The following is a 14119-nucleotide window of genomic DNA, read 5'->3' as shown; positions in this document are numbered from 1 at the left end:
TGGCAACCAAAAAACCATCCAAAAAAGTGACTCCCTTAATGCAGCAGTACAGTGCCATTAAGATGAAGCATCCTGATGCCTTGTTGCTTTTTCGTGTGGGGGACTTTTATGAAACTTTCGGGGAAGATGCCATTAAGGCCGCTAAGATTTTGGGCATTATCCTTACCCATAGAAATAATGGCGGGGACAAGACGGAACTGGCTGGATTTCCGCATCATTCCTTAAATACCTATTTGCCCAAATTGGTAAAAGCCGGCCAACGGGTGGCTATTTGCGACCAATTGGAAGACCCCAAACAGACCAAAACCATTGTAAAACGCGGGGTTACAGAATTGGTCACACCTGGAGTGGCCCTAAACGACGATATTCTCAATTCCAAAAGCAATAATTTTTTATGTGCGCTGCACTATGGGTTCAAAAAATTCGGTATTGCCTTTTTGGATATTTCCACGGGAGAATTTTTGACCTCTCAAGGTTCTTTGGAGCAAGTGGATAAATTGCTTCAGAACTTTTCTCCGAATGAGGTCTTGATTTCCAAGAGCCATAAAAAAGAGTTCTCTGAACAATTTGGTTCCACCTACCATACTTTCTTTTTGGAGGATTGGATTTTTCAGGATGATTTTGCGCATGAACGTCTCACCCAGCATTTCAAGACGCGTTCCTTACAAGGTTTTGGCGTGGACCATCTTAAAGATGGGATTGTGGCCTCAGGAGCGGTTCTGCATTATTTATCCGAAACCCAGCATACCCGTCTGCAACATATCAATAAAATTCAACGGATTGTTGAGGAGGATTATGTTTGGATGGACCGATTTACCATTCGCAATCTGGAATTGTATCACTCCCACAATCTCAACGCCATAACGCTAATCGATGTCATTGATAAAACACTTTCTCCCATGGGTGGAAGGCTGCTAAAGCGTTGGCTCGCACTCCCTTTAAAAAATATTGATGCCATCCAAGAGCGACATCAGATAGTTGCACATTTGAAGGCATCCGAAACCGCATTGGAGAAAATTCGCCATTGGATTTCTGGTATGGGTGATTTGGAACGTCTCATTTCCAAATTGGCCACGGGAAAAATCAATCCCAAAGAGGTCATCCAATTAAAAAATAGTTTGGAAGCTTTAATTCCCATGCGACAAATTGCTGTTGAAAGTAAAAATGAAGCTTTATCGCAATTGGGAAATGCAATGGATACCTGTGATGCTTTGCGCTCCAAAATAAAAGAGGTTTTGAATGAGGAAGCTCCTATTCAAATTGCCAAAGGCAACGTCATCGCAGAGGGATATTCCGAGGAACTGGACGAATTGAGAAATCTGGCCTTTTCCGGGAAGGACTATCTAGACAAGATGCTGGCCCGAGAGATGGAAGAAACAGGCATCACTTCCCTTAAAATAGCGTCAAATAATGTGTTCGGATACTATATTGAGGTTCGAAATACGCACAAAGACAAAGTCCCCGAAACTTGGATTCGCAAACAGACTTTGGTCAACGCAGAACGCTATATCACTGAAGAACTCAAGGAATACGAAGCCAAAATATTGGGAGCTGAAGAACGCATCCATAGTCTGGAACAGCAGCTTTTTGAGCAATTGTTGGTATGGATGCAGGAATATATTGCCCCTGTTCAGAAAAATGCGCAATTGGTCGCTCAATTGGATTGCCTTTGTGGTTTTGCTTGTCTGGCCCAAGACAACAATTACAACTTACCGGAAATGAAAGACTCCACTGCATTGGAAATTCGGGATGGGCGTCATCCTGTTATAGAAAAACAGCTTCCTCCTGGGGAGAGCTACATTGCCAATGATGTGATTCTGAATCGAGAGGAGCAGCAAATCATCATGGTCACTGGACCGAACATGAGTGGTAAATCGGCCATTCTACGTCAAACTGCCTTGATTACCCTTTTGGCTCAAATGGGAAGTTTTGTACCTGCTGCCTCTGCCAAAATTGGCGTAGTCGACAAAATTTTTACCCGAGTGGGTGCCAGCGATAATATCTCGTTGGGCGAATCCACTTTCATGGTGGAGATGAACGAAACCGCCAGTATTTTGAACAATCTTTCGGAACGCAGCTTGGTGTTGTTAGATGAAATTGGTCGGGGGACCAGTACCTATGATGGAATTTCTATTGCTTGGGCCATTTCGGAATACCTGCATGAACATCCGGCCAAGGCCAAAACCTTATTCGCTACGCATTATCACGAACTGAATGAAATGACCAAAACCTTTTCCCGAATCAAAAATTATAGTGTTTCGGTGAAAGAAGTCAAAAACAATGTGCTATTCCTGCGGAAATTGGTTCCTGGAGGAAGTGAACATAGCTTCGGAATCCACGTAGCCAAAATGGCTGGAATGCCCCAGCAGGTGGTGCAAAAAGCTGGGAAAATTCTAAAGAAGCTGGAAAAATCCCATTCAAGTGAGGAGATTACCGATAAACTGGAGCAAGCTTCCGCGGATGAAATGCAGTTGAGCTTTTTTAATCTGGATGACCCGCTTTTGGAAGAAATTCGAGATGAAATATTACATCTGGATATTGATACCCTGACCCCAGTGGAAGCGCTGATGAAACTTAATGAAATTAAACGGCTTCTCACCAAAAAGAAGAAAGCTTCCTCTTAAAATCCTTTTGTATTTACAGAAATGTATTAAATTTGCATCCGCATCTTTGGAAAGGGATGCATGTTCTTTAAAATGCGAAAATAGCTCAGTTGGTAGAGCATCACCTTGCCAAGGTGGAGGTCGCGGGTTCGAATCCCGTTTTTCGCTCCAAAACGCTGCTTGCAGCGTTTTTTTGTTTAAGTCTGGCTCGAGTGGTGGAATTGGTAGACACGTTGGACTTAAAATCCAATGGCCATTGTGGCCGTGCGGGTTCAAGTCCCGCCTCGAGTACCAATGAATAGAAAAGTCGTAACTAATGTTACGACTTTTTTGTTTTGGGGCTTGCCCAAATTTTAATTTGTAAAAAGTCCGAAAACAAAATGACAATCATATTATGATTGACTTTTTTATTCTCAACAGGTTCGAGTGGGACTCAGCGAAGCTAATTCCCGCCTCGAGTACAACGAGAGAAGCTCTTACGAGGTAAGGGCTTTTTTTATGGAACAGAGTGAACATAAAAAGGGACTTGTGTTTACTGCCGGCGAATGCCGGTGACCGCCTCGAGTACCAATGAATAGAAAAGTCGTAACATTAGTTACCGCTTTTTTGTTTTTAACAGGCTCAAATGCCACATATGGTTAGAAGGAAATCAGCGCCAATAATGATTTGAAAAAAATTGATTAATCAAAATACTTTTCAAGTTCTTCCAACTCTTTTTTTTCAGGAAACTGAACCTTTAGGTTGTCATATATTCTTTTTCCTTCAGCACATCCGGTCCGGTTATATTTGCACCAACTTCCATAAGTCAAGGTCAATCGATAATTTACGTTATACTCATTTGGATAAATCCGTTTTGCCAATAGGTACTGAAATACCGCATTGTGATGATGGCCCTTTTCCAACCATTTATCACCATCTTGGATGTAGAAGAGATATTTATCCGTACTTTTCTTTATTTTGATTTCATCCAATTCTGCCTCATAGTTTTGGATGCCTTTGTAGCCCATCATTGTGAATCCAACTGCAAATATGGAAACCACAATCCCAATTACCCATATTCTAATGTTCTCCTTTCGGTTTTCTTCGATTACTTTTCTTCGTATTTCACGCAATTGACTTTTTGTAACCGTCTTGGTTTCAATTTCCCCTTGGGAGAACTTCCGGTAATCATCACGGAGTCTTTCAAACCCACTTCCACGACGGAAGGGGTTTCGCTTGTGTAATAACTTTTTGTTATTACGAAGTATTACAATCATGCTCTGAATGCTCCCTTCTCCTCCCATAAAATATGGGTGTTGGGAAATAGGGAATTGTTACAAAGTCACTAGCTTACTTTTTGATAATGGCGAGTAACCCATCGGGAAATCGTTGTGTAGATTAGTATCATAACCAAAAACCCAAATATTTCTTCGAACATCTTCTAATTATACTTTTCTCTGATTTAGCTTTTTAGTCATTACCAAATTTTCATAGGTGTTTTCCTCCATGGGAAAATCTACTGTCCCAATTACTTCAAAGCCTTGTCTTTTATAGAATGCAATTGCCCCTTCGTTTTTTACATAAACCTCCAAATTCAATTGGTCAAAACCTTTGTTGGCAACCAGCTTTTCCACATTGCTCAATAGCCCATAACCCACTCCTTTTCCTTTAAACCTTTCCAAGACATACAATTTGCCAAGTTCAGGAAGTCGAATTTTCCTAATGGGGCATAGACTATCAAACAAGATTTCCGCCACACCGATAGGGTTACCGTTCATGTAAGCAATTTGCAATTGGTCAGGACTGGCTTCCAAAGTCTTTTCGATAATCTCTTTAGAAAATTTTCTATCTATAAAGTTGGCAAACTCGTGCGTAACCCCCTCAACTCCATAAACCTGTATGTAAACAGTTTTCAACAATATTGATATTCTCAATGAATCCTCAAGCTTGGCCTTTTCAAATGTAATTTGATTCATCTGGGTCTACTAAAATCGTTTAGTTCAATTTTCAATTTAAGGATAATTAAAGTTGTCCTGGAAAAGGTTGGTCACAATAGGACGCAATGCACTAAAGCATTGAACTATTTGGCAGTAAATTGGAATTAAAAACTACATTTAAGTATAAAATTAGGTTCGAATATTTATTTTAACTACATTTAGGTTAAATATATCATTATGAGCAAACATCATCTTGGAGAATTCGAGGAGGTAGTTCTGCTGACCGTGGCCATTTTACAGGACGAAGCCTACGGCATCGCTATTATAGATGAAATGGAAAAACGATTGGACCGGAAGGTCAGCATTGGGGCCTTGCAAACGGTATTGAGGCGATTGGAAAAAAAAGGGCATCTCTCTTCCAAGCTGGGGGAGGCGACGAAAGTACGAGGGGGCAAGCGTAAACGTTATTTTTCGCTGACCAGCTATGGGAGGAGAACTTTGGAAACTACCAAAGAACAACGATTGAGATTATGGAACGCTATTCCAAATTTGAACTAGAGTAATGGTTAGGCCCAAAAAAGTCCACAATAGTCCCCCAAAAAGAATGCTTTCCTTTTTTCGCTGGTATTGCCGACCGGACTATGTAGAGGACTTGGAAGGAGATTTAAGGGAGCGGTTTGCAAATCATATGGAAGAAAAGGGAGTAGGTCAGGCAAAGCGACTTTTCACCTTGGATGTGCTCCGGCTTTTCAGACCTGGACTTATTAGGTCATTTCCAAACTGGACAAACATTTTTAATCAAGATATGTTCAAAAACAATTTAAAAATTGCCTTCAGGCACATTCGGAATCAAAAACTATACTCTTCCATAAAAATTGGAGGATTGGCTTTAGGTATAGGAGCTTTCTTGATTCTGGCCCTATATCTAAAAAATGAATTTGGCTATGATGACTTCTATCCCAACAAGGATAGAATGTATAGGGTCACCACTAAATATTTGGAAGAAGGGTTTCAGGGTGTCGATTTTCCAGCACCATTTTCAAAGGCCTTGCAAAATGATTTCCCTGAAGTGGAAAAAGCAGGTCGGTACATTCCAAGTCCATGGTTTAACCAAATAAGGCCAGAGGGAAGTTTTCAGAACTTCTTTGAGGAAGGTGCCGCATATGTGGATGTCGAGCTTCTTGAAATTCTTGATATCCCATTGGTCCATGGAGACTACTCAAAGTCATTCACCAAACCTAATTCAGTATTGATTTCAGAGTCTAAGGCCCGGAAGTATTTTCCTGGAACCAATCCAATCAACCAAAGGATTGTAATCAACAACAATTTGGATAATCCCCACACCATAGTTGGAGTTTTCCAGGATTTTCCAGAAAATTCACATATCGATTTCGATTTTATGTTGAGTTTAAGTGGTGTTGAGTTTTGGCCAGAGGAACAGCAGTATTGGGGTGCCAATATGTACGACGTATATACCCTTTTGAAGCCCGGTGTGGACCCTACTGATTTTGAAAGAAAAGCACAAAGTATCATTACCGATTATTTCTTGCCCAGTTATCAAGAACGGGAATTTGCCAACCCCACTGAAATAGCTAATAATATGGAGCTGAAATTGCAGCCCATAGAAGATATTTATCTTGAGTCTGCCGATATACGAGACAATCTTTCCCATGGCAATGAGCAGATACTTTGGCTTTTTGGCTTTTCAGGGATTCTAATAATCATTATAGCTGCCATCAATTTCGTCAATCTTTCCACAGCTAGGTATTCATTGAGGGCAAAGGAAATTGGAATGCGCAAGGTGGTAGGTGCGGATAGAAGCAGTATCATGAAGCAATTCTTAACGGAAGCTATTATTTTTTCACTTATCGCGGCAATTATAGGATTGGTTTTAGCGTGTATTTTTCTACCATTTCTAAATAGCATTACTGACAAATCCCTTCATTTTTCACTGGACATGCTGGCCTATCTTCCAATATTGATAAGCTCTGCAGTTTTATTGGGACTTGTCACCGGAAGTTACCCATCCTTTTATCTTTCCAAATTAGGAGGTATGTCCATGCAAGGACCTAAACTGGACGGCAGTAATAAAAAGTCAGTTTTTAGAAGTTCGCTGGTTATATTCCAGTTTGCCATTTCTGTTATACTAATTATCTGTACCATAGTGGTTTACGAACAAATGCAGTTCGTAATGAATAAAGATCTCGGTTTTAAAAAAGATAAGGTAGTCCTAATTAAGGGAACGGATGCCCTTGGGGATAAGGTAAGTCTTTTCAAGGAGGATATACTTCAAATTCCACATATTAGGAGTGCTTCTATTAGTGATTATGTTCCCGTTGAGGAAGGAAGACGTTACAGTGATTCTTTTTGGAAAGATGGCAAACAAAACACGGAACAAGGGGTTAATGCCCAAATATGGCATGTTGACCACGATTATATTGAAACTATGGGATTGGAAATTGTTCTTGGCAGGGGTTTTGAGGAAAACAACTCTTCCGATTCCACGGGCATCATCATAAGTAAATCCCTAATGGATAAACTTTCGCTAGATAAGGGTATTGGGTCATTAATCGGAACAAAGGAAAGCTCTTGGCGGGTTATAGGGGTAATGAAAGATTTTCATTTTGAATCCTTAGAAAACGAAATTAGCCCTAGCTGTTTGATTTTAGCCAAAAGCCCTTCAATCGTTTCGGCAAAAGTTAGCGGCGCAAATACAGAAGCAGTACTGTCCGCAATTGAAAAAAAGTGGTCAAAACTGGCACCTACCAACCCTTTTAGATACAGTTTCTTGGATGAGCGTTTTGAATTCATGCATAAAGATATTAGCATGGCAGGAAGACTGTTCAATATGTTTGCAATATTGGCCATTTTTATTGCTTGTCTAGGTCTTTTCAGTCTAACAACCTTTATGGCAGACCGAAGTAAAAAGGAAATAGGAATACGGAAAGTGCTTGGAGCATCGGTACTGAGAATCACTAAACTTCTCTCCAAGGATTTCATCAGGCTTGTTTTAATAGGTATTTTGATTGCCATCCCAGTCGGATGGTACATCATGAATGGTTGGTTGAACGATTTTGCATACAGGGTAAGTTTGGATTGGAGCATATTCGTAAAAGGTTCACTTTTGGCCCTTGGAATTGGGATTGTGACGATAAGCTATCAATGTGTTAGTGCTGCATTGCAAAATCCAGTCAACAACTTGCGTAGCTAAGAATGATTTTTTGAAGTTATTTGTCTCAACTAAGTTTCCATAACATACTCCTTCAATCTTAACCTTTTCATTTGGAATTATTTCTATCCGATTACCATCATAGTTCTGGATGCCGTTGTAGCCAATCATTGTGAATCTCCTGCTCCCCCATGTTTGCAACTTGTGGGGCACAACAAGAATAAACGTACAAACCACGGCAGTTTGGGCGTAGTTTTTTTATACCCTACCCAACCCTATACCTTTGTACTAAAAGCGGGATACAGTCGTTCTATCTTTTCGTTTTTTACTATCTTAAAGTACACTTAAACTGAAAGGTTTATTATGAAAAACAGGTCTCTTTTCATTGGACTTTTGTTCCTTCTTGGATCAACACTTTATTCCCAGACAGAAGATGACTTTTTACTGGGTACAATTATTGACCATGAAACGGAAAAACCAATCCCTTTTGCGACCATAAAAGTAGTTGGTAAATCCCTTGGCGTGATTTCAAATGAAGACGGAGGATTTCGAATTCCAAAAAGATATCAGATTGTGGGAAAGGGACTGGAAATATCCTGTATGGGATATGAAAAAAAGGAAATTCCTTTTTCAAATTTAACTACTGGTACACTGAACATAGTCAGGTTAAAAGCAGGGGTTTTTGAACTTCTTGGCGCTACAGTAACAGCAAAACCCAAAAGGCGACTTACACCAAGGAGAATATTAAGAAGAGCCATCCAAAAAATAACCGAGAACTATCCGCAGGAAGCGTTTTCCTATGTGGGTTACTATAGGGATTATCAGCAAAAAGATGATGAGTATTTAAACCTAAATGAGGCCATCCTAAATGTATTCGATTCGGGGTTTAGTCAAAACGACAATGCCACTACCCAAGCCCTGATTTATGATTACAGTCAAAACCTGGACTTTAAAAGGGACAACGAGGCCAACAAACCCTATAACTACTCGACCAGAAATAAAATCATTACCAATGCGAAACTTTTTTCATTTGGGGGTAATGAATTTTACATTTTGCGTATACATGATGCCATTAGAAACTATAGCGCAAAAACATTTTCATATGTTGATGTCTTGGAAAAAGACATTATCAAAAACCACATGTTGACCAGGGAAAAGGACGTTTTGTTAGGAGATGAAAGCATGTTCGTTATAGGCCTAAAGGGTTCAAATTCGAGTTTTGTTGATAAAGGATATACCCAAAGTAGGGTAAACGGGGATATTCGAGCAGAAGGAAAAATTTACATTTCTCAATCTTCCTATGCAATCCACAAAATGGTATATAGCGTGTTTGACCTAACTGAAAACGATAAAAAGTCAAAAAAAAACCAAGGACAAGCGGAAAAAAAACTGTTATATGAAATAGCAGTGGAGTATAAAGAAAATGAAGGGAAAATGTACCCGAATTACCTTTCCATGCATAATACCTTCCAATTAAAAAAAACGTACTTCTTTGTTGAAGAAATAATTTTGGATTCAGAGAAAAAGCGCTTTGTTATCAGGACAAACAATTCTCCTATATTCCTTAAGGAATTTGGTCGACCCAACGTTGAGCTTCGGTATCAAACTAGGAGAATACAGGTTAAAGAAATCAAGAATACCAATGATGGGATTTTAGTCTATCCCAATAGAAAGCAACTAGATGAAATCTTAAAGCAGTACAAGCTAGGTCCTGGCGAAGATAAGATTACGGATACCGACTCCTTTCAATTTGTATATTTCAACATTGTTGACCAATATGGTAATGTATTGAACAAAATAATATATGAAGATTATGAACAATTTAGGGAGTTTTTTACCCAACGGATAAACACGGATTCTTCAATGCCCTTGGATTCGGAATTGTTTATGAAAAAAAACAACCCCATATTTATAGATCAACCTATTGTAAAGCCAGGTAACTTCAATGAATATTGGATGAATACTCCACTAAAAAAATAGTTGATTGAGGAGTTTCAACAAGTTGGTTAACCCAAAGGATTTGTAATGACTTTTTATAAAATCAATCTACTCTTTCCCAAACTACCGTTGGGGCATCAATTACAATCCCTTCCAATTCCACAAATGTGATTACCAGAGTGGTTTCGTTCAATTCCTCGATTTCCGCTTTCGAGTTGGGAGGTAAATTCGAATCTCCAAAAGTGAAAAACGAAATTATATTCCCTTCCAATCGGTAAACTGCATCCGTCCTCACAAGGTCACAAGGTGGTGTGTTTGGTGTTTCTGGCAACTGGCCTAAACCAAAAGAAACATAGTCCGTTTCGTTAAGGAAGGAAATAGTTTCCTGTTGTCTACATTCATTAGCTTCCATGGGATTACCCCGGATGTTCTCAGAAACATACATCCATTCACCGATGAGGTCTTGTCCATTCAAAACTGTTTGGTTTTCATCGCTAGAACAAGAAATGAAAAGTACCAGAGAAGAAACTGAAAAAATTTTGAAACCAAACCGGACAGAGGTAGAGACTGATAACATTAACTTCAATTTCCCGTAAGATAGCCCTTTAATCCGTTTTCACTATGTCCTCCCAATCTTCACCCAAAAAACACTCATAGAACTCCTCATCACATTTTTTGTCACAACCCGAAGGTGGATTGTTCCCCAAAACCAGATTTTCGCAAAAAGCCTGACATAAACCAGGACTTGTTGTTCCAGAATTATCACCAAAATTTCCAGATGTGCATTCTGAATAGCAGATGGCGATAAGGTCCAATTGGTTCTGGGTTGGACCTGGTGGTGGTGGACAATCTCTGTTTTCACATCGCTCCTTAACCCTGGCACATCTTACGAATGAATTCACTAGTGCTTCCTTGTCCTCTTTTTTGCATGAAGAGCATCCAACACTTAGAATCATAATAGAAATCAGGGCTTTACTAAAGATAATCGGTCTTTTAGATTGGATAAAAACGCTTGCTATAGCTTCCAATCCATAGTCTTTATTTTTCATGACTTTTAGATTTAAATAAACAATTGATTTAATTTCATTTCACAAAATTGTTGCATTCCCAATAGCGGAACATAACACCAATGTTTCCAATCGTTCAAAAAAAATTTTAAAGTCATTAGATTAGGTTGCATTTGAACCGAACAAAGTCAAAATCCAGTTCAAAACACTAATCCCTATCTTTAGGAAGGATTAATAGGCAAAATCAGCTTCCAAAAAAATAAATAATGGCAAAAAAGGCAGCACAGACCGCATCCTTTATGGTTCGGTTTACACAAAAAATATATGATGAGAATGGAGAGTCCAAAGTGCAATGGCGCGGCAATGTGTCGCACATACAAGGTGGGGAAGACCTCAACTTTTCCGATTTTAATGATGCTGTGAATTTCATTCAGGAGCATTTGACTGACCTCACCAGAAATGCGACCGATGACCGCTCTTCGGAAGAGCAGGAAAATATTCTTCAGAAAAGCTTTTCGCTTTTCAAAACGGTAGCAGCAACCGGACCCAAAATGATAAAGGATACTCTAAAAGACCCGCGAAAGCAGGTAGCTAACATTCAAGGGCAATTGCACGAGTATGGGGAAGAGCTGTTGGACAAAGTACCCTTGGACCAATGGCGCAATGCCTCAAAATCCGATTTTAAGTCCATTCAAGATTCTTTGGAAAAACTCTCGCATTCTGTAGCTGATTTGAGCAAAAAGGTTGACGCCATACACCAAGCAAGCACCAAAAAGACTACCTCTCGAGCTAAATCATCCTCCAGCAAAGCAAAATAGTTCGTGTCACAACAGGAATTGACAGACCAATTAGCGAGCTATAAGAAATTTCAGCTCGAAGCACCCATCCGATTTCAAACCTTGGGGCAGTTTGCCCTTTGGCGCGATGATGAAAAAGTCAATGCCAAAGATTGGGGACGTGACAAGACCATCCAGCTCATCCAATACTTGATTTCCTACCGACATAAACATGCGCTTCATAAAGAGTCTATTATGGACCATCTATGGGAAGAAGGGGATGACCGAGATTTTAAAGTGGCTCTCCATGGGGTGAACAAAGTTTTGGAACCCAAAAGACCCTCAAGAACAGAAGCTATTTACGTGCAACGCCAGGGAGTGACCTATCAATTGGATTTGGATCTGGTTTGGATTGATGTGGAGGCATTGGAAAAGTATATTATTTTGGGTAACAAGGCCTTGGGAGATTATCCAAAAATCGCTCAGGAGGCCTACCAGGAGGCCATAGCATTATATAAAGGGGGCTATTTGCCCAACCGAATTTTTGAAGATTGGTCATCTGAGGAGCGTGAAAAGATACAAGTGCTGATTCTAGGCGCATTGGTCAACCTTGCTGAACTTTTAGTGGATACCAATCCAATGGAAAGTGTCCGTTTAGCGCAGCAAGCGATTGCCATCGATAAAACCTGGGAAGATGCGTACCGTATTCAAATGTCTGCCTATATCGTTAAAGGGAATCGCCCCCAAGCCCTGAAAACCTATCAAAAGTGTGCTGATATTTTGGAGGAAGAATATGGAATTGGTCCACTCCCCGCTACCAAAGCCTTGCTAAAAGAGATTGAAGCTATTGCCTGATTAAAAATTTCCATTTTTTCCTCCCCTCGGGAAGCCCTACTTACAAAGGGAACAAAACACTTTCTTCCAAAAAATGTATCCCCTGCACCTCATCTGTAACTCAATTGTAACCACCTGATTCTATGTTTGCATTGTAAAATGAAATACATCAGAAAATAATTTAGATATGGCAACAAAAGCAAAACAAACAGGAATTGAAAAAGCCACAACCAAAGTTCTTGGTTTGACCACAAAAGCGAACAACTTTGCTTTGAGCACTACGGAAAAAGCCTTTGACACTTCTTTTGGTTTGGCCCATAAATCACTGGACCTTACATCAAAAGTGATAAAGAAAGGATTGGACATCACTGCAACGCAACAAGATCTTGTATTTGATGTATTGAACGGAATCAAGAAGAGAATCATTAAAAACTAGGAACATTTCTTAGATACCAAGTGTGCAACTGAGTTGTAACCCACTACATCTAGATTTGCACCATCAATAAAACGATAATAATACTTTCAAAATAAAATATCATGGCGACAACAACAGCAAAAGGAAAAAAAGAAAACGTAAAGAGCCTGAACAAATCATTGGTAAATGCCACAATGGCCACAATCAACACTACTATTGAGCATGGCGAAAAATGGCAAGTTTTGACCAAAAAATTGGTTAAGAAGTCTGAACCCGTACGTAGAAAGCAGATGGATATGTTCTTTGATACTGCCGCTTCCGTTAAGAAACAAGTGAATTCTGGGAAAGAAAGAACCATGGAATTGGTAGGCTACGATGGGGAAACTATGGAGCGTGCTTTTGAATATGTCTCTAAAACCCCTGTCGGTAAAAAAGTATTGAAAGTAACTGAGGACATCAAAGAGAAGGTTACTGAAAACCCAATGGTAAAAAAGGTTGAAGAAACAGCTGAAAACCTAAAAGCAAAAAGTACCGCAAAATTCAATGACCTTAAGGAAGATGTATTAGGTCAAGCCAAAAAGGTTATCAATAAAGGCGAAGAATTTGTTGATGAAGCTTTAAAACAAGGGAAAAGCAATGTAACCAAAGCTAAGAAAACTGTAAAAGCTAAAGCTACAAAAACCTCTAAAAAAGCAGTAGCCCAAGCTCAAACTGCTAAAAAAACTGTAGCTAAAGTAACAGAGGAAGTTAAGGCCACTGCAAAAGACGATTTAAAGCTAATCAAAGGGATTGGACCAAAATTGGAGCAGCTTTTTAATGAAAATGGTATTGAAACCTTCGCACAATTGGCAAAAGCCAGCGAAGCCAAAATCAAGTCCATTCTTGAAAAAGCAGGTCCTGTATTTAAGAGCGTTAACTTTTCAAATTGGGTAAAAGAAGCCCAAGAGCGTGCTTAAGAAGACGGTAATTCAACCCAAGTAATAGTAATTCTAATACTGAACGTGATGAAAAAAAATAAGAGCAATAAAAAATCAAAAGGTATCATAAGCAGTGCGATGGCTAAAACCAAAGACCTGGCCCTAAAAGCCAATGAAACAGCACTTGCTAAGACTGAAGAAGTTGTAACCACCTCTTTGGAGATTACCGCACAATGGCAAACTGTTGCCGATAAAGCCCTTAAAGGTGGCTTGAAGCTAGCAGCCAAGCAGCAAGATTTGATTTTCGATATTCTAAACGAGGTCAAAGGTGATTTGAAAATCGGAAGAAAGAAATTCAATAAGCTGGTAGCATAAACCGCTTTGGTTATTTTAAGTTAGTTAGTAAAACCAGTTTGTCCCTTACCGGACTTACTGGTTTTTTAGTATGCATGCATAGTAAAAGGGAAAATCGTTATTTTAGCAAGAATCACCTTGTTTCGTTGTAGCGTAGCTCATTACCTGATGTAAGTTGATTCCAAAACTT

At 39.5% G+C, this 14119-nt stretch carries 13 protein-coding genes and 2 tRNA genes; 11 read left to right on the top strand and 4 right to left on the bottom strand.

What is annotated here, in order from left to right; all coding sequences use genetic code 11:
* Positions 1 to 38: 38 nt before the first annotated feature.
* The 3 genes from mutS to ACSLUF_RS03380 all read left to right on the top strand — a co-directional run bounded on the left by mutS (position 39) and on the right by ACSLUF_RS03380 (position 2897).
* Positions 39 to 2624 carry a DNA mismatch repair protein MutS gene (gene mutS / locus ACSLUF_RS03390; protein WP_435625867.1) on the top strand — a complete coding sequence of 862 codons (2586 nt, stop codon included), beginning with the start codon at positions 39 to 41 and terminating at the stop codon, positions 2622 to 2624.
* A 74-nt stretch (positions 2625 to 2698) separates the two neighbouring features.
* Positions 2699 to 2774 (top strand) — tRNA-Gly (locus ACSLUF_RS03385).
* Positions 2775 to 2809: 35 nt separating this feature from the next.
* A tRNA-Leu gene (locus tag ACSLUF_RS03380) sits at positions 2810 to 2897 on the top strand.
* Between the two features lie 386 nt (positions 2898 to 3283).
* On the opposite strand, the gene ACSLUF_RS03375 is transcribed toward ACSLUF_RS03380, so the two are convergent.
* Together ACSLUF_RS03375 and ACSLUF_RS03370 are read right to left on the bottom strand one after the other, a co-directional pair.
* The gene (locus ACSLUF_RS03375; RefSeq protein WP_435624723.1) at positions 3284 to 3886 is read right to left on the bottom strand and encodes a hypothetical protein; all 603 of its coding nucleotides are present in this window, start codon (positions 3884 to 3886) and stop codon (positions 3284 to 3286) included.
* Positions 3887 to 4027: 141 nt separating this feature from the next.
* Positions 4028 to 4558, bottom strand: coding sequence for a GNAT family N-acetyltransferase (locus ACSLUF_RS03370; RefSeq protein ID WP_435624722.1), 531 nt, complete (start codon positions 4556 to 4558; stop codon positions 4028 to 4030).
* Positions 4559 to 4756: 198 nt separating this feature from the next.
* Here ACSLUF_RS03370 and ACSLUF_RS03365 point away from each other — a divergent pair, with 198 nt between their 5' ends.
* From ACSLUF_RS03365 to ACSLUF_RS03355, 3 genes are all read left to right on the top strand, one after another.
* Entirely contained in the window at positions 4757 to 5077 is a 321-nt protein-coding gene (locus ACSLUF_RS03365) for a PadR family transcriptional regulator (RefSeq protein ID WP_435624721.1), read from the top strand.
* 46 nt (positions 5078 to 5123) lie between these two features.
* Positions 5124 to 7730 carry an ABC transporter permease gene (locus ACSLUF_RS03360; RefSeq protein ID WP_435624720.1) on the top strand — a complete coding sequence of 869 codons (2607 nt, stop codon included), beginning with the start codon at positions 5124 to 5126 and terminating at the stop codon, positions 7728 to 7730.
* A 321-nt stretch (positions 7731 to 8051) separates the two neighbouring features.
* Entirely contained in the window at positions 8052 to 9668 is a 1617-nt protein-coding gene (locus tag ACSLUF_RS03355; RefSeq protein WP_435624719.1) for a carboxypeptidase-like regulatory domain-containing protein, read from the top strand.
* Between the two features lie 61 nt (positions 9669 to 9729).
* Here ACSLUF_RS03355 and ACSLUF_RS03350 read toward each other — a convergent pair whose 3' ends face one another.
* Positions 9730 to 10203, bottom strand: coding sequence for a lipocalin family protein (locus ACSLUF_RS03350; protein WP_435624718.1), 474 nt, complete (start codon positions 10201 to 10203; stop codon positions 9730 to 9732).
* A 28-nt stretch (positions 10204 to 10231) separates the two neighbouring features.
* Positions 10232 to 10675, bottom strand: coding sequence for a hypothetical protein (locus ACSLUF_RS03345; RefSeq protein ID WP_435624717.1), 444 nt, complete (start codon positions 10673 to 10675; stop codon positions 10232 to 10234).
* Positions 10676 to 10899: 224 nt separating this feature from the next.
* Between ACSLUF_RS03345 and ACSLUF_RS03340 the strand changes: the two genes are divergently transcribed.
* The 5 genes from ACSLUF_RS03340 (at position 10900) to ACSLUF_RS03320 (ending at position 13950) form a co-directional block, all read left to right on the top strand.
* The gene (locus tag ACSLUF_RS03340) at positions 10900 to 11451 is read left to right on the top strand and encodes a hypothetical protein (RefSeq protein ID WP_435624716.1); all 552 of its coding nucleotides are present in this window, start codon (positions 10900 to 10902) and stop codon (positions 11449 to 11451) included.
* A 3-nt stretch (positions 11452 to 11454) separates the two neighbouring features.
* Positions 11455 to 12264 carry an AfsR/SARP family transcriptional regulator gene (locus ACSLUF_RS03335; protein ID WP_435624715.1) on the top strand — a complete coding sequence of 270 codons (810 nt, stop codon included), beginning with the start codon at positions 11455 to 11457 and terminating at the stop codon, positions 12262 to 12264.
* Positions 12265 to 12430: 166 nt separating this feature from the next.
* Positions 12431 to 12679, top strand: a complete 249-nt coding sequence (locus ACSLUF_RS03330) for a hypothetical protein (RefSeq protein ID WP_435624714.1) — start codon at positions 12431 to 12433, stop codon at positions 12677 to 12679.
* Positions 12680 to 12780: 101 nt separating this feature from the next.
* Positions 12781 to 13614 carry a hypothetical protein gene (locus ACSLUF_RS03325; RefSeq protein WP_435624713.1) on the top strand — a complete coding sequence of 278 codons (834 nt, stop codon included), beginning with the start codon at positions 12781 to 12783 and terminating at the stop codon, positions 13612 to 13614.
* A gap of 48 nt (positions 13615 to 13662) precedes the next feature.
* The gene (locus ACSLUF_RS03320; RefSeq protein WP_435624712.1) at positions 13663 to 13950 is read left to right on the top strand and encodes a hypothetical protein; all 288 of its coding nucleotides are present in this window, start codon (positions 13663 to 13665) and stop codon (positions 13948 to 13950) included.
* Positions 13951 to 14119 lie beyond the last annotated feature (169 nt).

The organism is Flagellimonas sp. (assembly GCF_965601775.1).
Taxonomy (GTDB): Bacteria; Bacteroidota; Bacteroidia; order Flavobacteriales; family Flavobacteriaceae; genus Flagellimonas.
This window is presented reverse-complemented; position numbering and strand designations above follow the sequence as displayed.

Coding starts and splice junctions, on each gene's coding strand:
- ACSLUF_RS03330 (WP_435624714.1), top strand. CDS start 12,431: ATGGCAACAAAAGCAAAACAAACAGGAATTGAAAAAGCCACAACCAAA.
- ACSLUF_RS03345 (WP_435624717.1), bottom strand. CDS start 10,675: ATGAAAAATAAAGACTATGGATTGGAAGCTATAGCAAGCGTTTTTATC.
- ACSLUF_RS03325 (WP_435624713.1), top strand. CDS start 12,781: ATGGCGACAACAACAGCAAAAGGAAAAAAAGAAAACGTAAAGAGCCTG.
- ACSLUF_RS03370 (WP_435624722.1), bottom strand. CDS start 4,558: ATGAATCAAATTACATTTGAAAAGGCCAAGCTTGAGGATTCATTGAGA.
- ACSLUF_RS03350 (WP_435624718.1), bottom strand. CDS start 10,203: ATGTTATCAGTCTCTACCTCTGTCCGGTTTGGTTTCAAAATTTTTTCA.
- ACSLUF_RS03375 (WP_435624723.1), bottom strand. CDS start 3,886: ATGGGAGGAGAAGGGAGCATTCAGAGCATGATTGTAATACTTCGTAAT.
- ACSLUF_RS03320 (WP_435624712.1), top strand. CDS start 13,663: ATGAAAAAAAATAAGAGCAATAAAAAATCAAAAGGTATCATAAGCAGT.
- ACSLUF_RS03365 (WP_435624721.1), top strand. CDS start 4,757: ATGAGCAAACATCATCTTGGAGAATTCGAGGAGGTAGTTCTGCTGACC.
- ACSLUF_RS03360 (WP_435624720.1), top strand. CDS start 5,124: ATGCTTTCCTTTTTTCGCTGGTATTGCCGACCGGACTATGTAGAGGAC.
- ACSLUF_RS03355 (WP_435624719.1), top strand. CDS start 8,052: ATGAAAAACAGGTCTCTTTTCATTGGACTTTTGTTCCTTCTTGGATCA.
- ACSLUF_RS03340 (WP_435624716.1), top strand. CDS start 10,900: ATGGCAAAAAAGGCAGCACAGACCGCATCCTTTATGGTTCGGTTTACA.
- mutS (WP_435625867.1), top strand. CDS start 39: ATGCAGCAGTACAGTGCCATTAAGATGAAGCATCCTGATGCCTTGTTG.